General features: G+C 45.0%; 17 protein-coding genes and 1 tRNA gene. 11 read left to right on the top strand and 7 right to left on the bottom strand.

What is annotated here, in order from left to right; all coding sequences use genetic code 11:
• Window positions 1-348: 348 nt before the first annotated feature.
• Complete coding sequence (locus tag F3I09_RS01205; protein ID WP_149693214.1) at window positions 349-1,197, top strand: HipA domain-containing protein; 849 nt, start codon at window positions 349-351, stop codon at window positions 1,195-1,197.
• Between the two features lie 130 nt (window positions 1,198-1,327).
• Here F3I09_RS01205 and F3I09_RS01200 read toward each other — a convergent pair.
• A tRNA-Asp gene (locus F3I09_RS01200) sits at window positions 1,328-1,401 on the bottom strand.
• A 118-nt stretch (window positions 1,402-1,519) separates the two neighbouring features.
• Here F3I09_RS01200 and F3I09_RS01195 point away from each other — a divergent pair.
• Complete coding sequence (locus tag F3I09_RS01195) at window positions 1,520-2,473, top strand: acetyl-CoA carboxylase carboxyltransferase subunit alpha (RefSeq protein ID WP_149693213.1); 954 nt, start codon at window positions 1,520-1,522, stop codon at window positions 2,471-2,473.
• A 100-nt stretch (window positions 2,474-2,573) separates the two neighbouring features.
• A complete protein-coding gene (gene dapA / locus F3I09_RS01190; RefSeq protein WP_149693212.1) occupies window positions 2,574-3,452 on the top strand; it encodes a 4-hydroxy-tetrahydrodipicolinate synthase in 879 nt (292 codons plus the stop codon).
• A gap of 70 nt (window positions 3,453-3,522) precedes the next feature.
• Here the strand turns inward: dapA and F3I09_RS01185 are convergent, their stop codons facing one another.
• Both F3I09_RS01185 and F3I09_RS01180 read right to left on the bottom strand, forming a co-directional pair.
• Window positions 3,523-4,431, bottom strand: coding sequence for a ribonuclease Z (locus F3I09_RS01185; RefSeq protein WP_149693211.1), 909 nt, complete (start codon window positions 4,429-4,431; stop codon window positions 3,523-3,525).
• Between the two features lie 103 nt (window positions 4,432-4,534).
• Window positions 4,535-4,909 (bottom strand): STAS domain-containing protein, encoded by a 375-nt coding sequence (locus F3I09_RS01180; RefSeq protein WP_149693210.1) that lies wholly within the window; start codon window positions 4,907-4,909, stop codon window positions 4,535-4,537.
• A gap of 195 nt (window positions 4,910-5,104) precedes the next feature.
• On the opposite strand from F3I09_RS01180, the gene F3I09_RS01175 reads away from it, so the two are divergent.
• Window positions 5,105-7,639 (top strand): ATP-dependent Clp protease ATP-binding subunit, encoded by a 2,535-nt coding sequence (locus F3I09_RS01175; RefSeq protein ID WP_149693209.1) that lies wholly within the window; start codon window positions 5,105-5,107, stop codon window positions 7,637-7,639.
• Here the strand turns inward: F3I09_RS01175 and F3I09_RS01170 are convergent.
• Window positions 7,587-7,952, bottom strand: a complete 366-nt coding sequence (locus F3I09_RS01170; RefSeq protein ID WP_149693208.1) for an FkbM family methyltransferase — start codon at window positions 7,950-7,952, stop codon at window positions 7,587-7,589. The genes F3I09_RS01175 and F3I09_RS01170 overlap by 53 nt on opposite strands.
• 446 nt (window positions 7,953-8,398) lie before the next feature.
• On the opposite strand from F3I09_RS01170, the gene F3I09_RS01165 reads away from it, so the two are divergent.
• From F3I09_RS01165 to F3I09_RS01140, 6 genes are all read left to right on the top strand, one after another.
• Entirely contained in the window at window positions 8,399-10,219 is a 1,821-nt protein-coding gene (locus F3I09_RS01165; RefSeq protein WP_149693207.1) for a hypothetical protein, read from the top strand.
• Between the two features lie 229 nt (window positions 10,220-10,448).
• Window positions 10,449-12,017: a T9SS type A sorting domain-containing protein gene (locus F3I09_RS01160; protein ID WP_188133637.1), complete on the top strand. Its 1,569-nt coding sequence runs from the start codon at window positions 10,449-10,451 to the stop codon at window positions 12,015-12,017.
• A 103-nt stretch (window positions 12,018-12,120) separates the two neighbouring features.
• Window positions 12,121-13,803: a hypothetical protein gene (locus tag F3I09_RS01155; RefSeq protein WP_149693205.1), complete on the top strand. Its 1,683-nt coding sequence runs from the start codon at window positions 12,121-12,123 to the stop codon at window positions 13,801-13,803.
• 81 nt (window positions 13,804-13,884) lie between these two features.
• Window positions 13,885-14,574 (top strand): (d)CMP kinase, encoded by a 690-nt coding sequence (gene cmk / locus F3I09_RS01150; protein ID WP_149693204.1) that lies wholly within the window; start codon window positions 13,885-13,887, stop codon window positions 14,572-14,574.
• 473 nt (window positions 14,575-15,047) lie between these two features.
• The gene (locus tag F3I09_RS01145) at window positions 15,048-16,970 is read left to right on the top strand and encodes a tetratricopeptide repeat protein (protein ID WP_188133636.1); all 1,923 of its coding nucleotides are present in this window, start codon (window positions 15,048-15,050) and stop codon (window positions 16,968-16,970) included.
• An 18-nt stretch (window positions 16,971-16,988) separates the two neighbouring features.
• Entirely contained in the window at window positions 16,989-17,750 is a 762-nt protein-coding gene (locus F3I09_RS01140) for a LytTR family DNA-binding domain-containing protein (RefSeq protein ID WP_089834908.1), read from the top strand.
• A 224-nt stretch (window positions 17,751-17,974) separates the two neighbouring features.
• Here the strand turns inward: F3I09_RS01140 and F3I09_RS01135 are convergent, their stop codons facing one another.
• Both F3I09_RS01135 and F3I09_RS01130 read right to left on the bottom strand, forming a co-directional pair.
• Window positions 17,975-19,201 carry a 4-hydroxy-3-methylbut-2-enyl diphosphate reductase gene (locus F3I09_RS01135; protein WP_149693202.1) on the bottom strand — a complete coding sequence of 409 codons (1,227 nt, stop codon included), beginning with the start codon at window positions 19,199-19,201 and terminating at the stop codon, window positions 17,975-17,977.
• A gap of 47 nt (window positions 19,202-19,248) precedes the next feature.
• Window positions 19,249-20,025, bottom strand: a complete 777-nt coding sequence (locus F3I09_RS01130) for a rhomboid family intramembrane serine protease (RefSeq protein WP_188133635.1) — start codon at window positions 20,023-20,025, stop codon at window positions 19,249-19,251.
• A 320-nt stretch (window positions 20,026-20,345) separates the two neighbouring features.
• Between F3I09_RS01130 and rpsA the strand changes: the two genes are divergently transcribed.
• Window positions 20,346-22,241, top strand: coding sequence for a 30S ribosomal protein S1 (rpsA, locus tag F3I09_RS01125; protein ID WP_149693200.1), 1,896 nt, complete (start codon window positions 20,346-20,348; stop codon window positions 22,239-22,241).
• Window positions 22,242-22,622: 381 nt separating this feature from the next.
• On the opposite strand, the gene hxpB is transcribed toward rpsA, so the two are convergent.
• On the bottom strand, window positions 22,623-23,282 hold the full coding sequence (gene hxpB, locus F3I09_RS01120; protein WP_149693199.1) for a hexitol phosphatase HxpB: 660 nt from the start codon (window positions 23,280-23,282) through the stop codon (window positions 22,623-22,625).
• Window position 23,283 lies beyond the last annotated feature (1 nt).

The following is a 23,283-nucleotide window of genomic DNA, read 5'->3' as shown; positions in this document are numbered from 1 at the left end:
GCTGTCTTAGAGATTCGCTTCTTACTATAGCCTATAGGCTCCTTACTATAGCATTATAGGCACTGTTCTATAGCAAACGCTATAGAAATGCTATTGTAATGCCGGACTAGAGCGCTTCTAGATAGGGCGTCCAGGCGCAGTCGAAGCGAAACCGGAGTAGGTTGGGATGCGGAGAGGTGTTCTTTAAGTGATTGATAGTCAGTTGAAATGCAAAAAATGGTAAACCAGTCATCTTATAGATGCAAATATGCGTCAGCTTGGGCAATGCGCCATGTGTAGAACGGCGAGATACTGAAAAATCAGGAATACCACACCAGATGTGCGAAACGTTTTTTTAATACGGATGTTATGCCTGAGCTAAAGCTGGATAGCCAACTATTGAAAGATCTGGCAGCAGAGACAATTAATAAACATATAGCCGTTACAGGAGTACAGCCTAAGCTATCTGTTACGCTGGAGAAAAACAAAGGTGATGGCAGGCTCACAATCGTGGGCTTATGGGGGGAATATATATTAAAGCCACAGCATAAAGAATTTTCTGCTATGCCTGAAACGGAAGATCTAACGATGCACCTGGCGGAAATATTTGGTATTTCCGTTTGCAACCATACCTTGCTTAGGGCTACTGATGGTACTCTTGTTTACATTGCCAGACGTTTTGATAGAATAAAGGGAAGGAAGATCCATGTAGAGGACTTTTGTCAGCTGGCGGAGTTTTTAACGGAGAACAAGTACAAAGGATCTTATGAAAGGTCAGGCAAATTAATACAGCAATATTGTACGAACTCGGGACTTGATGTTCTCAGATATTTTGAACTGTTGGTCTTCTGTTATCTAACAGGAAATAATGATATGCACCTGAAAAATTTCTCTCTATTACATCTTGAGAACAGTGTTGTATTTAGTCCGGCTTACGACCTCTTGAATGTAAACCTTGTATTTCCAAAAGACCAGGAAGAAATGGCATTATTACTCAACGGGAAAAAGAAGAATCTTAAATTAAGAGATTTTGAAGCCCTTGCTATTGTATTGAATATTCCGGAAAAAGTAAGGTCTAATATTTACAAGAAGTTTAAATCTCATAATACAGAAGTACTTGAAATAATCAATGCTTCATTTTTGAATGAGAAATTAAAGAAAGCTTATTGGGATATATGGAATAAAAAGCAGAAAATATTCGAACCGTTGGGTGAATAATTGTCTGACAGTCAATCTGCATTGTAGATGTCCGGCGTGGGAATGAGGATTACATTCATAGCATAATCGCCATATTTCAAACAAAAAAGCCTTCAAATCTTTCGACTTAAAGGCTTTTTAGCTTTCCTTGCGGACCAGACGGGACTCGAACCCGCGACCTCCGCCGTGACAGGGCGGCATTCTAACCAACTGAACTACTGATCCTTCCCTTGTTTTCGGGGCAGCAAAGATAGGGACAAAGCCATCAATTATGCAAATCTTTTTTAAAAAATATTTTAGCGTTTATCTTTACATCGTACTTTAACCAATTTTATACATAAATATGCAATTCCTGGATTTTGAGAAACCTATTGAGGACCTGTATGATCAGTTGGAAAAACTGAAAGAAAACGGAGCAAAGTCAGGTGTAGACGTTACCGCTACGGTAAGGGAGTATGAGCAGAAGATCGCCGACACCCGCCTGGAAGTATACGAGCACCTTACCAGTTACCAGAAGGTACTGCTCAGCAGGCATCCTGATAGGCCCTATACCCTGGCTTACATTGAGAAGATGTGCAACAATTTCGTGGAGCTGCACGGCGACAGAAATGTGAAGGATGATAAGGCCATGGTGGGTGGTTTTGCTGAACTGGATGGAGAAACCGTCATGTTCATTGGTCAGCAGAAGGGTATTAATACCAAAATGCGCCAGATCCGCAACTTCGGTATGGCGAACCCTGAAGGTTACAGAAAGGCCCTGCGCCTCATGAAACTGGCTGAAAAGTTCAATAAGCCTGTCGTTACCCTGATAGATACTCCTGGTGCTTATCCTGGTCTGGAAGCTGAAGAGCGCGGACAGGGTGAGGCCATTGCCCGTAACATATTCGAAATGGTGAAGCTGCGGGTGCCCGTGATCTGCATCATTATCGGAGAAGGTGCATCCGGCGGGGCGCTGGGTATCGGTATCGGAGACAGGATACTGATGCTGGAAAACAGCTGGTATACGGTGATCTCTCCTGAAAACTGCTCCACTATCCTTTGGCGTAGCTGGAACTTTAAGGAAAAGGCAGCGGAAGAACTGAAACTGACATCCGACCATATGAGCCGCTTCGGCCTGGTAGACGGCGTTATTAAAGAGCCATTAGGCGGTGCGCACGTAAATCCGGACGAAATGGCGTTAATACTGAAGAAAACCATTAAAAACACCCTGGCAGAGCTGAAAAAGATCGACGCCGATACCCGTATCGAGCAACGTATCGATAAGTTCAGCAACATGGGATTTTTCGACGAACGCTAAAATTATTTTGTCATATACCATTCCAAATTGTCATCTTTGCACCATTTTAGATTGATAAAGAGGGCAATTTGGAATTTGTTATCTGGAATTTTCACAAAATATGGAACAATTGAGAGGCACCGGTGTGGCACTGGTTACGCCCTTTAAAAAAGACGAAAGCATTGACTGGAATGCTTTGGAAAAAGTGATTGATCATGTGATTTCCGGCGGGGTTGACTATGTAGTATCCCTGGGGACGACCGGAGAAACTCCCACACTAAGCTCTGAAGAGAAGCTGGACATTATGAAGTTCACCTTCGAAAAGGTGAATAAGCGCGTACCGGTGGTGGTAGGTATTGGTGACTACAATACCCGTGACGTTGTCAAGCGGCTGGAAACCTGCCCGCTGGACGAAGCGCTTGCGGTATTAAGCGTTGCTCCCTATTACAGCAAGCCAAGCCAGGAAGGATTGTTCCAACACTATAAAGCAGTGGCGGCTGCCTCTCCCAAGCCGATCATTCTCTACAACGTACCAGGCAGAACTGGCCGGAATATGACGGCGCAGACCACCCTGAGACTGGCGAATGAAGTGCCTAACATCATCGCGATGAAGGAAGCCAGTGGGGATATGGTACAGTGCATGCAGATCATCAAAGATAAGCCGAAAGGGTTCCTGGTGGTGAGTGGCGATGATGCACTGGCATTCCCGCAGATCGCTACCGGTATGGACGGTCTGATCTCTGTTGCTGCCAACTATTTTGCGAAAGATATGGCAGGAATGGTAAAGGCTGCGCTGGCGAATGATATTCCTACAGCCCGTGAACTGCATTACAAACTGCAGGACTCATTCGATCTGATGTTTGAAGAAAACAATCCTGCCGGCGTAAAGGCATTTATGGCAGAAGAAGGTCTGATCGAGAATGTTTTCCGTCTGCCTGTTGTGCCGGTAAGTGCCGGACTGCAGAGCCGTATAGCTGCTTTCAGGAGAAATTACAAGTAACCAGGTATTGGTTCGAAATAATGATCCCCGTTCTGCCTGGCAGGACGGGGATCGGTATTTTAAGCGGTGGTTAAACGATATAGGTAGCGCCTTCGATGGCTACATCTGAATTGGGAAACACTTCCCTGCATTCCTCTTCAAAGCAGGTCAGGTCGGTATACTTCGAGGAGAAATGTCCGACTATCAGCCTGTGGGCATTGGCCTTTAATGCCAGAGTGGCCGCCTGTACGGTCGTACTGTGAAACCTTTCTGCCGCCCTTTCGGCCAGGCCATGTAAATATGTCGTTTCGTGGTAGACAAGATCTGCATTGTGTGCATACCGGATCAGGTCCTCAGAGTATGCCGTATCAGCAAAGAAGACATATTTTTTCTCTCTGGGAGGAGGGAGGGTCACCCAGTCATTTTTTACCAGAAACCCATCTTTCCGTTGATAATCAGCGCCTTCCTGGAGTTTTGAATAGTAGGCTGCAGGTATCTCATACACTTTAGCCTGTTCTGGAAGGAGCTTGCGTTTCCGCTTTTGCATTTCGAATGCAAAACCGTAACATGGAATACGGTGCATAGTAGGGAAAAAGCTGACATTCAGGTCTTTATCGCTCAGGATGAGTCCCTGGTTCTCTTCCAGCAGAGGTACGAACTGCAGTTCAAACTGGAAGATGCTGCCTGAGCATTGCATTTGCAGCTGGATAATAGCTTCCAGCTCCGGCGGAGCAAATATGGTCAGCGGTTCCTTTCTGCCAAGGAGACTAAGGCTGTTTAAAAGGCCTATAAGGCCGAAATAATGATCTCCATGAAGGTGGCTGATGAAAATGTATCTCAGGCGGCTGCTTTTGATTTTATAGCGCGCAAATTGAAGCTGTGTGCCTTCTCCGCAATCAACCAGTATCAGCTGATCATTACAGGTTATAATCTGAGCTGTTGGATGCCTTTCTAACGTGGGGAGAGCCGAATTGTTGCCTAAAATGGTGACTGCAAACATGAACGAAAATAAATAATTACTAAATTCTCCTATTTATTCCGGAAAATGGAATCTATTTCCACATTGCGGAAAAATATGGCACCAAAATGTGAGGAGCAGAAGATTAATCCTCGTCCTGCATTAATTCTCTTTCAAGATCTTCCATCATCACCAGGTCAATAGCCTCTAACATAGTAGGGGCAAGGTTATAGACCGTTTCGTCCGCTGCTTTTATCGCATTTGTTAAAGTGCTGTTAAGGCCGGTAAGTGCACATGACATTCCTGTGTCATATTGTTGATGGTATACTGTTAAAATGGCTTTAAGTCCTGTATCATCGGCATTTTCCACTAATGCCATGTCCAGTATAAGGTTGCGGCCTTCCAGATCTGGCAGTTCTGATACCTCTTTGGTAAACCTGGCTGACAAATTAGCATCCAAAGTGGTAATTTGAGGCTGTACAACCAGTATTTTTTCTTTGGTATCAATTTTGAATTCCATAAGCAAGATTTTCTTTTATAAGTTAGTAAATAAGTAATCGGGAATCCTGCCAAATAACAGCCTTCTTTCTTACTTCGCCAGCCTTAATTATATACTTATACTATTAAAGTGTTAGGGTAAAGGTAAATCAAAATTATTTGCTAATATTGTATAAGCAAGTCCCCGTAAGGGTTTTAATAATTTAATATTCTCACAATGGACCAGAATTTTTCACCGCAAGTAAAGGAGATCATTTCGTTTAGCAGAGAGGAAGCTTTACGCTTGGGGAATGATTTTATCGGCACAGAGCACCTGCTGCTAGGCATAATTCGAGAAGGGGAAGGGACAGCTGTTAAAATTCTGCAGGCTTTAAATGTAGACCTTTATGAACTGCGTAAAGAGGTTGAATTGGCCGTAAAAGATAAAACAGGAAAAAATATCGCCAATATCAACAGTCTACCACTTACAAGGCAGGCAGAAAAGGTAATACGCGTTACCGTGCTCGAGGCAAAGGCCCTGAAAAGCCCAACTGTTGAAACAGAGCACTTAATGCTTTCAATCCTCAAGAATAAAGAAAACGTTTGTACACAAATCTTACAACAGTTTGACGTGGATTACGACACTTTTAAAAACGAGCTGGGCTTCGTAAAATCTGCTGATCCCAAAGCGGAGTTTGATGATCCTGGAGAGGAGGAATTTGAAGATGAGCGCAAGAGCTTTGCCTCCAAGGCCAAACAAACTAATACGAAGTCTAAAACTCCTGTGCTGGATAATTTCGGCAGGGATATTACCAAGCTGGCCGAGAGTGGCAGCCTTGACCCTATAGTGGGTCGCGAGCAGGAAATTGAGCGTGTATCGCAGATATTATCCCGCCGTAAAAAGAATAATCCGATCCTCATCGGGGAACCGGGCGTAGGTAAGACAGCTATTGTGGAAGGCCTTGCACTGCGTATCGTGCAGCGTAAGGTATCCCGCGTACTGTTCGACAAACGCGTGGTAAGCCTTGATCTGGCAGCCCTCGTGGCGGGTACCAAGTACCGGGGACAGTTCGAGGAAAGGATGAAAGCCATCATGAATGAGCTGGAAAAGAACCGTGACGTTATACTTTTCATAGATGAGATCCACACCATCGTAGGTGCCGGAGGCGCTTCAGGTTCCCTGGATGCTTCCAATATTTTCAAGCCTGCCCTGGCGCGTGGTGAACTCCAATGCATCGGTGCATCCACACTGGATGAATACAGGATGTACATTGAGAAAGACGGCGCCTTAGACCGCCGTTTCCAGAAAGTAATGGTAGATCCTCCAACCGTGGATGAAACTATTCAGATCCTGAATAACATCAAACCACGCTACGAAGAATACCACAACGTAAGCTATTCTGATGATGCAATTGAAGCATGCGTTAAACTGAGCGACCGCTATATGACAGACCGTCTGCTGCCCGACAAGGCTATCGACGTACTGGATGAAGTGGGCGCAAGAGTGCACCTCAAGAACATCAATGTACCTCAGAATATCCTCGACCTGGAAAAACAGATCGAAGATATCAAGCAGGAAAAAAACAAAGTAGTAAAGAGCCAGCGTTTTGAAGAAGCTGCTGCGCTGCGTGATACAGAAAAGAAACTGGGAGAAGATCTGGAGCGTGCCAAGAATGTGTGGGAAGAAGAAGTGAAACACAAACGCTACCCGATCGATGAAGAAGCTATCGCAGAAGTAGTGAGCATGATGACAGGTATTCCTGTAAAACGTATGGTACAGGCCGAAACTGAAAAACTCCGCCGCATGGGTGAAGACCTGAAAGGCGCTGTAGTAGGACAGGATGAGGCAATCTCCAAAGTGACCAAAGCGATTCAGCGTAACAGGGTAGGGTTGAAAGATCCTAAGAAACCAATCGGTACTTTCATTTTCCTCGGACCTACCGGGGTTGGTAAAACCGAGCTGGCAAAATCCCTCGCACGTTATATGTTCGACTCTGAAGATAGCCTGGTGCGTATCGACATGAGTGAATATATGGAGAAATTCTCCGTAAGCCGTCTGATTGGTGCGCCTCCGGGATATGTAGGTTATGAAGAAGGTGGTCAGCTGACTGAAAAAGTACGCCGTAAACCTTACTCTGTAATCCTCCTGGATGAAATTGAAAAAGCACACCCTGATATTTACAATATCCTGTTACAGGTATTGGATGATGGTATCCTGACTGATGGTCTGGGCCGTAAGGTAGACTTCAAGAATACACTTATCATCATGACCTCTAACATCGGTGTTCGTCAGTTGAAAGACTTCGGTGCAGGTGTTGGTTTCACTACCACAGCAAAGTCAACCAGCGAAGAAGACAATACCAAATCAGTGATTGAAAAAGCACTGAAACGTACCTTCTCTCCTGAGTTCCTGAACCGTATCGACGATGTGATCATATTCAACTCGCTGAGCAAAGAGCATATCTATACTATCATAGATATCACTATGCAGAGCGTGCTGAAACGCCTGAACAACCTGGGCTTCAGCCTGGAACTGACAGACGAGGCCAAAGGCTTCCTGGCAGAGAAAGGTTACGATCAGCAGTTCGGCGCCCGTCCGCTGCACAGAGCCATCCAGAAATACCTGGAAGATCCTCTGGCCGAGGAAATACTGAATATGAACATTCATAACGGAGATGTATTGCTGGCAGATCTTGACAAGGAAAATCAGAAACTGATCTTCACTTTAAAGAACTCTCCAAAGAGCAACAAATCCGAAAAATCAGAAGCATAAACAATAAGCCATAGTTGATAGAAATTGTTTTTGATAGAGATCCCGGACATTCGTCCGGGATTTTTTTTATCTGATCATTTTGATCTGGTGCACGAAGTACAACCTGCTGCTGTACGTTTATATCATTCATGCCATAGCTTTCCACATTCTTTTGGAGAATGACTAGATTATCTCCGTCGGGTTCAAATGCCAATACCTTCGCCTTGGGATAAAGCCACTTGAAATATAAAATGCTTAAGCCAATATTGGCGCCACAGTCAATAATATATGGAGCATCGGTATCAGCCTTAAAACGATAATAACGGAAAAACATAACATGATAGTGTTATGTGAAGTTCCCTTCTCTGAAACGGGATTGACAGCGAGATATTACATGTGATACATTCGAAAAAGAATTAAATGATAACCAATAACATATAAAATAGTTGTGTCTGTCAAAATGATACGTTCATGTCATAAGAATAATATCAATAATATTAGATATTTGCACTATGCAATGTGGACAATCATAGCATGTGGCATAGACTCGTAAACGGACAAGTGGACAACATCCAATCTTTCTTAACCAACCTTTTTTTAACCAATCTTCATACTGTTAAACCTTAGCCCGGTGCAAACAGGGTAACAGTCAAACAGGTTTACCTCAAAAGCGGATAAACTTTAGCGGCTGCTGTATGCGCATAAGAGATGCGTGTTTTCGTTTGCAAACAATCATGGGTATTATTTATTAACGGATAAAAATCTATCTATCCCTATACTATGAAATTAGTTATACGTAACACTTCACGCACACTCCTTTTAGCTGGAGGCATGACCCTGGCAGCTACAGCAGTTCAGGCACAGATGAAAATCGGTGACAATCCTTCCCAGATCACTAAATCGGCTATTTTGGAGTTGAGCAGCAACAAGCAGGGTCTCTTGTTGCCAAGAGTTCCAAACTTCACAGCTATCGATGCTGCTATCGGCACTGATGCAGTGGATGGTATGATCGTATACCTGGCCAGCGGTACTACCACCGAGGGGGTATACATGAGAAAGGGCGGCGCCTGGGTAAAAATTGCCAGCACAGCTGACGCTCTTGCCAACTGGAGTCTGAAAGGAAACACCGGCACCACGGCTACTGATTATCTCGGTACTGCTGACGCAAATCCGCTCTCCATCCGTACAAACGGTGTAGAAGCGATTGGTGTACAGACCGACAGACAGTTAAAATTTTCGACTGTAAACCAGGATAATACCCTGCTGGATGTACTGATGTTGAGCGCTACAGGTATCGTTTCAAAAAGAACATTACCGCAGACCGCTTTCAAAAATCTGGCCGCTAATATCTTCGCTAATGCTGATTCCGCACATGCGTCTTTCAATATTGGTGAAAACACTACAACAGGAGAAATTACAGTAAATGCGCCTATTATGGCTCCGACTGCTACTGCTCCTTATGGTTTCCTGAAAAAATCTGACTGGGATAAATTACAGGCCCTGTCAAGCGGTACTAACCTGTCTATCGCTGACTTCATTACTGCGATTGCTGCTGGTCAGGAAAACAGAGGTGGTCGTATCACTTACGATCCGCTCACTGCCAGCTATAAACTGGAACTGACTGCTGCCAGCGCTACATTGGCGGGTATCGTAACCACCGGTGCACAGACCTTCGGTGGCGACAAGACCTTCAACGGTGCGGTAAATGTTGGTACTACATTAGGTGTTACCGGTGCAGCTACCCTGAACAATACACTGACTGTAACAGGAGCTGCTGTATTGAACGGTGCTACCACAGTTAACAATACACTCGGCGTGAGTGGTGCTGCTACACTGGGCAATGATCTCAGCGTATCCGGTGCTACTACATTAAATACACTGGCAGTTTCCAACGCTACTACACTCAATGGTGCACTGACACTGAACAGTGTGGCTAATGCTGCTACCGCTGCTTCTTATGATGTGTTGGTACGTGAAGGAAGCACAGTTACCAAAAGGCCATTCGACCTGGATGCTATCGCAAAAGCGATCCGTACTATCCAGGCAGGTACAGGTACTACCAGCAATGTGAACGTTGCATTCAAAACTGATAGCGTTGGTGCAAACTTCGATATACAGGCAACTGCTAATGACGTGTCTTTCAACCTGCCCAATGCAAGCGCTGTAGATGCTTCTCATACTACTGCTCAACGAGGTGTGGTATCTACCGGTAACCAGAGCTTCGCTGGTAACAAGAGCTTCGCTGCTGCTGTTGCTGTAGGTAAAGCAACGCAAGCCAACTCCACCCTGGAGGTGAATGGTTCTCTGCAGATGAGAATCACAAAGACCACTACTTCATACTCCATCAACGATACTGACAACACAGTACTGGCAGATGCTACCGGCGGTGCACTGACCATCACACTGCCTACTCCTTCTGCTGCTATTGCCGGCCGTATCTACACCATCAAGAAGATCGGTACAGGCGATATCAACAATGCAGTTACCGTACAGCCAAGCGCTGGTACTATTGAAGGCGGCGCCAATTATATGATCTACAACGACTGGACCTTCATCACCATCCAGACAGATGGCGTGAACTGGTACATCATCAGGAAATAAGAAAATATTACATAACAGGGGCAGTGAGAGACTGCTCCTGTTAAATTTTTTTATTGCCCGGATTCTCCTGAAACCCGCAAGATCTCTACATTCAATACTATAGCGATCCGGAATCCTGCTTAACTCCGGAGCCGTAATATTTGTGCCGTAGCAGCTGCTGAACATGATACGCTTCAGATGCTATGGATGTCTGGCAAGTGAGGTTGAAACTAAAAGCATAATACCTTGCATGAAGAGATATTTACTCATATTATGTTTATTGGTTCTTTCTATAAATACTATAGCTCAGAACGCAGCATACATACCTCCTGATGGTAAGGTGTGGAGCTTTGGTAATGTCGCCTTTTTCGGAGATGTTACCAATGACGGTATGCTGGGATCCAGCCCGGCTTCCGTGCTTTATTTTCTGGGTAAACAGTGGACGAATAGTTATACTGCCTTATTATCTGATGAAAGTCCTTCCGGCCTTAAAGGCACCGGGGGAACTTTTCGTTTTATGAGTAAAAGCGGCCAGCAGATCATTGCCGGCGGCTACAATGTTGCTGCAAAGACAGGGGCCAGTTTCCCTAACCTGGAGGTCAACAATGCCAATGGTGTTGTGCTTGCAGACCTGCACGACCTGCAAATAAGAAATACACTACAGTTAACCAACGGTCATATATTCCTCAATGGATGGAACCTGATGGTTGGGACTGATAATCCGGGCTCCATTACGGGGTATAGTGATCAACGTTTCATTGTTACCGGAACAGAAACGGCAGGTGGCTTCCTTTATCGTGCAAAACTGAGTAGCAGCGCAGGACAGGTCGTATTCCCCGTTGGTACCAGTGCCACAAACTATGCACCTGCAGGTGTACGGTATGAAGGCTCTCCGGAAGATTTTAAAGCCAGGGTTTTTGACAGTGTGTTCCTGCATGCCATTACAGGCAGAACGCTTTATGACAGCGTAGTATATAAAACCTGGAACCTGGGACAGGAAGGGAACGGTACAGGGTTGACAAGCGTAACGCTCCAGCACATGGATGCTGATGAAGCGCCGGAATATAATATAAACCGTACCAGCAGTTATATCAGCCGCCTCATAGACAATGAATGGGAAATGCGTAAAGCGGTAAATGATAATATGGCGGTAGGTACGCTGACTACACAACCTATGTTGCAGCAGGCCACTATGCATTCCCGTGGTATTGCCGGCATTGGCAATAACATTTACTTTGCAAAGCTGACCTCACTGGCGTATAGTTATCTGCCCGCAGATATTATTCACTTTAACGCATATCGTGTAAGTTATTCATTGGTCGACCTGGTATGGACAACCAGTCGTGAGACCAACAATGCTGTATTTGAAATAGAGCGGATGCTGGATAACGAAACAGCGTTTAAGAAAATTGCTACTGTCCCAACAAAGGCCCCAGGTGGTTACAGTACTACCCGTCTTGACTATTATTACCAGGATACCAACGATTATGACGGATGGAGCTATTACCGCATCAAAGCAGTATCTGCTACCGGAAAATATGTATACACAGATGTAAGAGAAGTAGGGCCGCTGATTCAGGCTACTGTATTCCCGAACCCGAACTATGGCGACTTTAAGGTAACTGTCAGAGGTATCAAGACGCCGTTGATCGTACAGGTGTTTGACACATGGGGCCAACAGGTCCGCAGAATGGAGATGGTTGGTCAGAGCGAAGTATATATCAGGGATATGCCTACAGGTACTTACTTCCTCACATTAACACATAAAGAGTCGAAGAAACAGGCATTTGTCTGCAAAGTAATTGTAATAGATCATTGATACTTATGATTTATCTGTTAGAGATAAAGATGTAATATAAACATTGCAGGAAGCACACAGGTAATGCAATCTGTGTGCTTTCTTCAGGAAATTGCTCAGAAATATGAAGAAGCTATTAACGCTATTATTCCTTACGGTAACTACATTGTCTTATGCACAGCAGCTGAAGCTGGGAAGCAATCCGAGTGTGATAAAGAAATCGGCATTGCTGGAGCTGGAAACTGGCTCACAGGGATTGTTACTGCCGCGTATCAGCGACACAACATCGACGACAATTAAAAGTTCACCCGATGGAATGCTGATATATCTGACGCTCAATAATAGTTTAACTATACGTTCACTGGGGGCATGGCAAAGTCTGGGTCTTAGTCCTACCTTTACCCTGACGGGAGATGTTACCGGAACAGGTACGGGTACAGTAGCAAGTACTATCAGTAATCAGGCTGTGACCTTTGCTAAACTGCAGAACATCAATACCCAGAAACTGTTAGGAAGGTATACAGCAGGCGCGGGTAGTACGCAGGAAGTATCCCTGGATAACAGTCTTAAACTGAACACGGGAGGTACACTGTATGCAGACAGTGCGTTGGCTATCTGGAATGCTTCCAAACTGATAGGCCTGAGGGTGTCCAGTAAAGCACCGGCAAACGGGGAAGTATTGAAATGGAATGGTACAGCATGGGAATCAAATACAGATAATGGGGGAACCGTTACGTTGACAGGAGATGTTACCGGTAGCGGAACAGGTACAGTAGCGAGCACTATCAGTAACCAGGCAGTGACCTTTGCTAAAATGCAGAACATCAATACCCAGAAACTGCTGGGAAGGTATACAGCAGGCGCTGGTAGTCCACAGGAAGTATCCCTGGATAACAGTCTTAAACTGAACACAGGAGGTACACTGTATGCAGACAGTGCGTTGGCTATCTGGAATGCTTCCAAGCTGATAGGCCTGAGGGTGTCCAGTAAAACACCTGCAAGTGGTGAGGTGCTGAAATGGAATGGTACGGCCTGGGAATCAAATACAGATAATGATGGTGGTGCTACATATGGCACCCTGGCAGACAATGATATCAGCAATGCGGATGTGGCAGGTTCTACTACCCGCTTGAAAATATGGGGAAGTCCCGTAACCGGGGTAGTTACGAATGGTGTGGCAGGTACAACTGCACACGCCTGGAACGTGATGTCCTTTAAGGGAAATGGCGGTGGCGGATTTACCACGCAGTTATATTTTGACAAAAATACACTGGCCCTCAGAGAGTGGACGGGTACTACCGCTCCGCTGGGTACTACGGCAATAAATGGTTGGTACAAAGCGATCATGACCAACGGGAATACCAATATTTCCAATGGTTCTATCATATTCGGCAATATTACCAGTGATGCGTCTACAGAAGTAGGGCAGGACAATGCCAATTTTTTCTGGGACAATACAAACAAGCGTCTGGGGATTAAGACAAATGCACCCACCTCTACATTGTATAACAATGGGAGCTTTAGTCTGCCGATCCGCGGCGCCGGCGCCAGTACAACATTAACCGAGAGCGATTATACTGTTGTAAAAAACACGGGTGCAGATATTACAATAACGTTACCGAATGCCAATACCTGCAAAGGCAGGATATATGTCATTAAAAAAGCTAACGCTGGTATACTTATAATTAGTTCAAGCGGTGGCCAGATCGATGCAGCGGGTACCAGTGTGACATTAACCAGTGGTCAAAGGGTTTCCTACACCATCCAGTCAGATGGAGGTAACTGGTGGATCATTGCGGGTATATAACAGGCAATCTTGTTCCATTTTTCCAAATTTCTTTTACCTTTACACCGTCTATTCTTCACATAGTTATTTAATTACAGGGTTTTGAAAAAAATTATTATTACGATAGATGGTTATTCCTCATGTGGAAAGAGCACGCTGGCCAAACAACTGGCTGGGGAGCTGGACTATGTGTATATTGACAGTGGGGCCATGTATCGTGCGATAACCCTGTATTTTATTCAGAACCGGGTGGACTGGGCTGATCATGAGGCTGTGAAGGCTGCCCTACGTGATATTCACCTGGAATTCGAATTTAACCCCCTCAGCCAGGCGTCTGAAATCACCCTGAACGGGGAGAATGTGGAACACATGATCCGGGAGATGCTGGTGGCTGAGAAAGTGAGTGAAGTGGCTGCTGTGAAGGAAGTACGTGAATTTGCTGTAGCGCAGCAGCAGAAAATGGGCGCCAGAAAGGGAATTGTGATGGACGGCCGTGATATCGGTACCACTGTATTCCCTCATGCCGAACTGAAGATATTCATGACTGCAGATACCGCTATCCGTGTAGAACGCAGGTTCAAAGAGTTATATGCCAAAAACAAGAATATCAGCATCCACGAAGTGAAGGAAAACCTGGAACTGAGAGATTATATCGACACCAACCGGGAGATCAGTCCTTTACGGAAGGCTGAAGATGCTATCATCCTGGACAACAGTCAGTTAACTCCGGATGAACAGCTGAAACTTGTACTGCAATGGGTGGATGATGTTGTATTGGTGCAATCTTCCTGAATTTATTTTTAGTTTTAAGAAATCCTTTTTAAATTTGTTATGTTCCTGGTGTAAGCCGGGAAGAAACCCATTGGTAATTTTCCACATCCTCTAGAATTTCCTGCAATTTATTAATCGTATTGTGTTGACCGGTTCATACAGTGCACCGTGAAATGCTATATATATTATTCCCAACGTGGTCAAGAGAAGTCGTAAGGGATCAGCAATGGTCTTTTTATAACTATATCCAACGGACCTGTTGCTATTAACCGTTTCGAAGCTAGTAATTACATATATATCCAGGCTGTGTGGGCTGATATTTATTAAACTTAATGTGGTGCAGGGCGGGGATGCCTGCCTTGTTCCATATTTTCAGTAGGTGTATTCGGTTAATAGGAAGAAGGGGCGAATTCTTTCGCCCTTTCGCTTTTTTAATTAACTTGTGAGTATTACCTGGCTGATGCATGTTTAAAGGCTATTTCTATCTATTTTTCTTGCTTTTGTTTGTAAAGGGGAACATTACACTGGCGCAGGATTCTGCCATCGTATACCGGACGCTTGATTCTGCCAGAAAACTTCCTGGCGACACCAGTAAAGTAAACTGGCTCATAGATAAGGGTAAATCACTGGGACGGTACTTTGACAAACGTGGGATGGAAAACCTCTTTTTCCAGGAAGCAATAACCCTCTCTCAGCGTATTAAATATACGCAGGGGATTTTCAATGCATATATTGAGACGGGCATCTCAAAAAGGAACAAATCAGAATACCTGCTCGCGGCCGATTACCACCAGAAAGCTGTTAAATATGCCGAAGAGGCAAAAAATGATCTCTGGCTATGTAATGCCCTGAATAATACCGGCGTGGATTACCGCAGAATGGACGATCAGCTGGAAAAAGCATTTGATTACCACTTTAGGGCGCTTCAACTGGCGGAAAAGATCAATGACGTCCGTAATATTTGCATTGCCATTAATAGTATTGGCAATATCAAACTCTCCACTGATAGATATGCAGAGGCCATCAGTCATTTCGAAAAGGCCCTGGAACTTGAAAGACAAAGTAAAAATTCCCTGGGGGTGGCCATCAACCTTGGTAATATCGGTTACGCATACCAGGGCCTGGGAAAACTTGATCTCGCTATTGAATACTACAAGAAGTCATTAGCCGTGAACCAGCAATTGAATAACAGCATCGGGCTGGCCATCTGTTATAATGCCCTGGGCTCTGCCTACAAGGAGAAAAAAGACTACGCACGCGCTCATGAATACCTGGATAAGGCCCTGGAGGTGAATGGTAATGTGGATGATAAAGTGCATGTGGCTGAGAGTTATCTGAACATTGGTAAGCTGTGGAGTCTGCAGGGAAAATATGACGAGGCGCATAAATACTTCATGCAATGTATTGATCTCTGCCTGATCTGGCGTTTCAAATACCTGTTGATGGAGGCCTATAAAGCCATTGCAGACAATTACAAGGCTAAAGGGGACTTTAAACGTTCTATGGAGGCGATGGAGAAGTCGCTGGTCTATAAAGACACCCTGCTGGAAGAACAATCATCCCTGGCATGGGCCCAGACACAGGCCGTTTATGAGGTAGACCGTAAGGACAACCAGATCAAACTGCTGGAACATGATAAGCAGATAAGTGAGCTGCGCACCAAACGTAATGTAGTGTACACCTTGTCTATGGCGGGATTTGTGCTGATGGTGGCTATAGGAGGGTTCTTTTATATCCGGCACAGGAACCTGGAAACCAATAAACAGACCTTGCAACTGGAGCTGCGTTCCCTGCGTGCACAGATGAACCCGCATTTTATTTTCAACTCGTTAAGCTCCATTCACCGGTTTATCTGGAGCAATAACCAGGAAGAGGCATCGGATTATCTGACCAAATTTTCCCGGTTGATGCGAATGATTCTTGATAATACGCAGTACACATTCATATCTTTGAACAAGGAACTGGAATCTTTACGCCTGTATCTTGATCTTGAAAAGCTGCGTTGCAATGATGTGTTTGAGTATCGGATCACTGTGGCAGAAGATATTAACGAGGAGGAGGTAATGATTCCTCCGATGATCATTCAACCGTATGTAGAAAATGCCATCTGGCACGGATTGGTGCATAAGTCCGGAAAAGGATTATTGGAAATAGCCGTTTCCGTAAAAGGGAAAACCCTGACCTGCACGGTAACGGATAATGGTATCGGACGTAAAAAAGCAGTAGAAATAAAGGAGAAAAAAGGACAAACCCATCGCTCAATGGGCATGAAAGTAACAGAAGGAAGGATAGATCTTATCAGAAAGATCAATAATACCAAAGAAGCAGATGTAAATATAACAGACCTGGAAGATGAAACTGGGAAAGCCATGGGTACACAGGTGAAACTCATCTTACCGGTAGAATTCATATTTTAATAAACCTACAAAGACAGCATGAGCGAAATTAAAGCAATCATCGTTGATGATGAGCAACACTGTATAGATGCTCTTCAGACAATGCTTCAGAAAAAATGCCCGGAAGTGACTGTGCTGGGAGGAGTTAACAGCGTAAAAGAAGCGAAAGACCTGATCACCGAACTGCAACCCGATGTAGTTTTCCTTGATGTTGAAATGCCTCACCAAAATGGTTTTGAACTGTTGAAACTGTTCGATAAGATTACTTTTGATGTAATATTTACTACGGCCTATGAGCAATACGCCCTGAAAGCGATCAAGTTCAATGCGCTGGATTACCTGCTGAAGCCCTTCAGTGTAAAAGAGTTGCAGGATGCTGTGCAGAAATGCATCAGCCGCCGCAATGGACAGACGGAAACATCCACATCGCCGCTGGAAGTATTTCTGCAGAATATGAAAACGCTGCATCAGACCCACAAGAAAATAGCCCTGCCTACCATTAACGGGTTGGTATTTATGCCGGTACAGAATATTGTACGTTGTGAATCTACCGGCAACTATACCCGTATCTTTTTTACGGATAAAAAGAACCTGATGGTATCACGACCATTAAAAGAATTTGAGGAGTTACTGACAGATGTTGACTTTTTCCGGGTGCATAATTCGCACCTGATCAATTTGCAACAGATGCAGTCTTATATACAGGGTGAAGGAGGGTTTGCATTGATGAGTGATGGAACGCAGGTAGAAATATCCCGCAGAAGGAAAGCTGATTTCCTGAAAAAGGCGATGCAGTTCTAACCAGATTTAATCTGTTTTACGCCACTTACAGGAAATAGACCACCGGATAATAAGTCTCTATTGCACGCTTGTTGCCTAACAGCTAATTTTGGTTCAGGTTTAAACTTATTACTATATAAAATTTTTTTTCTCTGCATTACTAGCATTGATTAGCCCCAAAGAAAAAAGACACCACCAGGTGTCTTTTTTACTTTTAGTAATATCTACGGGAAATAAGATCAATCTCAGGCAAAGGTCGCGGCCAGTTCTTCCATTTTATATTCAAGGTCATAAAATGACAGCAATTTTCTGATCACTGCTTCTACCAGTGCATCCGGGCAGGAGGCACCACTTGTCAGCAAGATGGTTACCGGTTCCTTTGCGGGGAGGAAAGAAAGGCTGTGCAGCTCCTGTTTGTGGTGAAAATCCCAGTGAGATACTTCATTGGCCCCTACCAGTTTTTCATCTGAAGAGATGAAGTAGGTTGGCAGTTTTACCTCGCATAATTCTACCAGGTGGGATGTATTGGAGCTGTTATATCCGCCTACAACAATAGCAAGGTCTGCTTCTTCCTGTAACAGGCCGGTTACTGCGCTTTGGTTATCATTGGTAGCATAGCAAAGCGTGTCGCGGGTGTCGGCAAAACGTTCACCTACGTTCTCCGGACTGAGGGCATACCGGTCCATGATCACGTTTTTGATATAATCAGCGATGGCCTGTGTTTCGGTAGCCAGCATAGTGGTCTGGTTTACTACACCTACACGTTGGAGGTCGCGGGTCACATCAAAGCCATCAGAGTATTGTCCTTTGAACTGGGGGTAAAACTCGTCAGCGTGTCTTTCTCCGGTAATGAAAGCGGCCAGCAAGCGGGCTTCTTCCATATCCTTTACCACTACGGTAGGAGTATTGCTACGGCTATGGGAGAAAGTAGCGCGGGTTTCTTCATGTCCGGGTTTACCGTGTACGATAACGGTATAAGACTGTTGTCCGATCTGTTCTGCCTTATTCCAGACTCTTTCCACGAAGGGGCAGGTGGTATTATACTGCAGGGGGGCAATGTCCAGGGAAGTCAGTTTTGCCTCTATTTCGAGGGTGGTGCCAAAAGCAGGGATGATCACAATATCTTCCGGTGTCAGTGCTTCCCAGGGCACCAGCTGTTTACCGGCGGTATCCATGATGAATTGTACGCCTTTAGCCAGCAGATCGTTATTGACATGCGGGTTATGGATCATTTCGCTTAGCAGGAAGATCCTTTTGCCGGGATTCTCTTCCACTGTCTTAAATGCGATCTCGATAGCATTTTCCACACCGTAGCAAAAGCCGAAGTGACGGGCCAGCAATATCTTCAGGGGACCAAAATCCAGTACAGTGGGCGTAAAATCCTTCTTCATGCGGTCCTGCTGTTTACGGCGGTTTTTGATAGCCGTGATCAGCGGGCTGCGATATATAATCGGAACGTTAAATGTTTTCATCTTGCCGGTAAAGTTACATATTTTGAATGGCTGGTATACATGGCCGTTTATTCCTGGCTCATTTTCTTCAGCCATGCTTTTTCTTCGGGACTAAGGCTGTCCATACCATTGTCGTTTATTTTATCGAGCAGCTGGTCCAGCCGGAGTTGCTTATTTTCTTCCTGGCTGGGTTTTACAAGCTTAAGGGGAGACTTTTTAGGTTTAAAGGAGCGTTTGGGCGTTTCAACCCGCAGGCGGCGGTTAAACAGCCAGATGAGCGGCTGGCAGATATCAGTGCCGTTATTCAGGAATTTGATATAGATAAAACCGGTTACTGCACCGCCCATATGAGCTACAATACCGCCTACATTTCCCTGGGTGAGGGAGATCAGGTCCAGTATAATAACTACCAGCGCCAGCCATTTCAGGCGGATGGAGCCTACAAAGAGCAGACCGATCTCGTAGTTGGGCAGTTTGGTGGCGCAGGCTATTAGCAAGGCCATGACAGAGGCAGATGCGCCGATCATGGGGGCATTTACGCCGCCGAAGGCCAGGTTGTATACGAGCAGGTATGCAATACCCCCCATGATGCCTCCCAGCAGGTAAAGCGGCAGTACCCGCTGATTACCGAGGAAAGACCGGAATATATTACCAAACCAGTAAAGGTTCAGCATATTGAAGAGTATATGTAAAAATTCCAGATGTGTGAACATGTAGGTCAATAGGCCCCATGGCTTCCGGATGAAAGCATACACATTGGCGTGCAGGGAAAGATTGTCAAAAAGAAGCGTGGAAAGGAAGCCTGTGGTTGGTGCAATTCTGCCGATCAGGTACACAGTTCCCATGACGAGGAAAACAATTATATTCCAGAAAAGCAGATGGTTAATTGTATTTCCCTGTCTAAGCCAATAGCGAATATCAGAGCTGAATGAGGTCCCGTTCATACTTGAAAATTAGTACAAAATCCGCAATCACAAATCTATTTAGCCGCACATTTTTTTAGAGCAAATGGCCCCGGAGAAAGGGGAGGGGGGAAGATGGGGCCAGTGTGTTAAACATGTGAAAATTGCTTATTTTTTAATGATTATTAAGTATCTTTGCCCTCCAATTAAAACTTTCGGGCCTAAAATCCGGGAGAATTTAACACAAAAGGAGGAACCAAATTTTGGCAGAAAACAACATTACTAACGAACAAAACGCTGAACAACAGGTACCTGCAGCAGCAGCTCAGGTAGAAACAGCGACAAAAAATGCGCCTGTTGTAGAAACCGCTCACGATGATTTCGATTGGAGCGTGGACAAACGCAATGTTTCTTCTTACAGCAAAGAAGAAAAAGCGAAGTACGATGAAACGTACGACAACACTTTTAAAGTGATCGAAGAAAACGGCCTGCTCACAGGTACCGTAGTTGGTCTGACCAAAACGGACGTTGTGATCAACATCGGCTTCAAATCTGACGGTCTGATCTCTCTGAACGAATTCCGTGATCTGCAGGGACTGAAAGTAGGTGATGAAGTAGAAGTACTGGTTGTTGAAAAAGAAGACCGCGATGGTAACCTGCACCTGAGCCGTAAACAGGCTCGCCAACAGCGTGCATGGGAAAAAATCGTGGAAGTTTACAAAACCGGCGAAGTGGTTACTGGTACTGTTACCAGCAAAACCAAAGGCGGCTTGATCGTAGACGTTTATGGTATGGAAACATTCCTGCCAGGTTCTCAGATCGATGTTAAGCCTGTAACCGACTACGACCAGTTTGTAGGCAAAACAATGGAATTCAAGGTGGTTAAAGTTAATGAGGCCATCAGGAACGCAGTTGTTTCCCACAAAGCGCTTATCGAAAGCGATATCGAACAGCAGAGAGTGGATATTATCTCCAAACTGGAAAAAGGCCAGGTATTGGAAGGTACTATCAAGAATATTACAGATTTCGGCGCATTCATCGACCTCGGTGGTCTGGATGGTTTGCTGTACATCACCGACATCAGCTGGGGACGTATCTCTCACCCAAGCGAAGTGCTCCAGATGGATCAGAAGATCAATGTGGTGGTGCTGGACTTCGACGACGAGAAAAAACGTATCAGCCTCGGTTACAAACAACTTACTCCTCACCCATGGGATACCCTGCCTGCACACATCACTGAAGGTGCGCGCGTAAAAGGTAAGGTAGTGAACATCGAAGATTACGGTGCATTCCTGGAAATTCTGCCTGGTGTAGAAGGTCTGGTACACGTATCTGAGATCTCCTGGGCTTCTACTCCTATCAATGCTAAAGAATTCTTCAAATTAGGTGAAGAATACGAAGCAGTGGTAGTGACCCTGAGCAAGGACGAGCGTAAGATGAGCCTGTCTATCAAGCAACTGACAGAAGATCCTTGGGCTACTATCGAAACTAAATTCCCGCTGGACAGCCGTCACAAAGGTATCGTGAAGAACATCACTCCTTATGGCGTATTCGTTGAGCTGGAAACAGGTATCGGTGGTATGATCCACATCTCTGACCTGAGCTGGATCAAACGCTTCAACCACCCAAGTGAGTACACCAAAGTGGGTAGCGAGATCGAAGTAGTGATCCTGGGTATCGATAAGGATAACCGTAAACTGAGCCTGGGCCACAAACAGATTGAAGAAGATCCTTGGAACACTTTCGAAACTATCTTCCCGATTGGATCCGTTCATGAAGGTACTGTAGTGAAGAAAGATGAAAAAGGTGCTACTGTTCAACTGCAATATGGTCTGGAAGCTTACGCTCCTGCACGTCACCTGCGCACTGAAGATGAGAAACCAATCAGCGTTGAAGATGTGAAAGAATTCATGATCATTGAATTCGACCGCAGCGAAAAACGTATACTGGTGTCTCATACAAGAGTGTGGGAACAGGCTAAAAACGAGGAGAAAGAAGCAGTTGCCAAAGAAAAGAGAGCTGATGCTGACAAAACTCGTAAGGCTGTGAAAACCATCCAGAGCAAAGTAGAGAAAGCTACGCTTGGTGATCTGGGTGCACTGGCTGAACTGAGAGAGAAGCTGAAGAAGGATGAAGGCGACGAAAAGAAAGGTGAATAAGCTTTTTTAGGTTGTTGAAATACATGAAGGGTGTTCTGGTAACAGGACACCCTTCTTCTTTTATATAAAGTTGCTCGTTTTGGTTTTTACCTGTACATCCCTGGATTTTGTGTTGGTTGCGTGTTGCTGCGGTTTCAGGTATGCTCCCAGGCGGCAGATGCCATGCCGGCGCTGTTTCTGTTACAGTACAGAATCGGCTAAAATGAAACAGGCAGACGCTGACGTCTGCCCGTAAAAGATAAAAGCAATATTTTATGTTGCACCTCGCCTGTTAAGGCCGCGAGGGCCTGGTATATCGTTAGTAACCGGCAGCATTTCCATTAAGGTATTTGTTTACCAAACCCCTAACCCCCTGAGGTATTGTTTACCCGAAAATTTGCCTTAGGCCTGCAAACGGGCTAATATATCGTCATTGAACTCCAGCAGGGAATCCAGTTGTACATCTGCCAGTGCATATCGTTTGTTCTGGCGGTTGTGTGCTTCCGGTACTACAACTGTTTTCATGCGGGCAGCTTTGGCGGCCGTCATGCCTGTTACTGAATCTTCAAAAGCCAGGCATTCCAGTGGAGCGCTACCTAGTTTTTTGGCACAAGCCAGATATACTGCCGGGTGAGGTTTGCCGTGTGACTCGAATTCTGCTGAAGAGATGGCATGGAATCTATCCCTGATACCCATGTGGTCAACTGCAGATTCAATCAGTCGCAGGGGAGAAGAGGATGCCAGTCCTATTTTAAAGTTCTTTTTGGTGAAATAGTCCAGTATATATTCCAAGCCCTCCATTGCTTCGCCTTCTGCCACTATCTTGTTGATAACAGCATCTATTATCTCATTGGTAACCTGTAGGTTGTCCTTCCCCTGCCACTTGAAGTAATTGTGCCAGTAATCCACGACCTCTGCTGTACGAAGGCCGGTAGTATGGCTGGCCAGTTCCATGGTAAGATCTACTCCGACAGTAGCAAAGACTTCTCTCATGGCTCTCCCCCAAAGTGGTTCAGAATCTATCAACAGCCCGTCCATATCAAATATCACCGTATTTATCATG

The sequence above is a fragment of the Chitinophaga sp. CF418 genome (genome assembly GCF_900142925.1).
Taxonomy (GTDB): Bacteria; Bacteroidota; Bacteroidia; order Chitinophagales; family Chitinophagaceae; genus Chitinophaga.
Note: the sequence above shows the minus strand (reverse complement) of the source record. Positions and strands in the feature narration are given on the sequence as shown.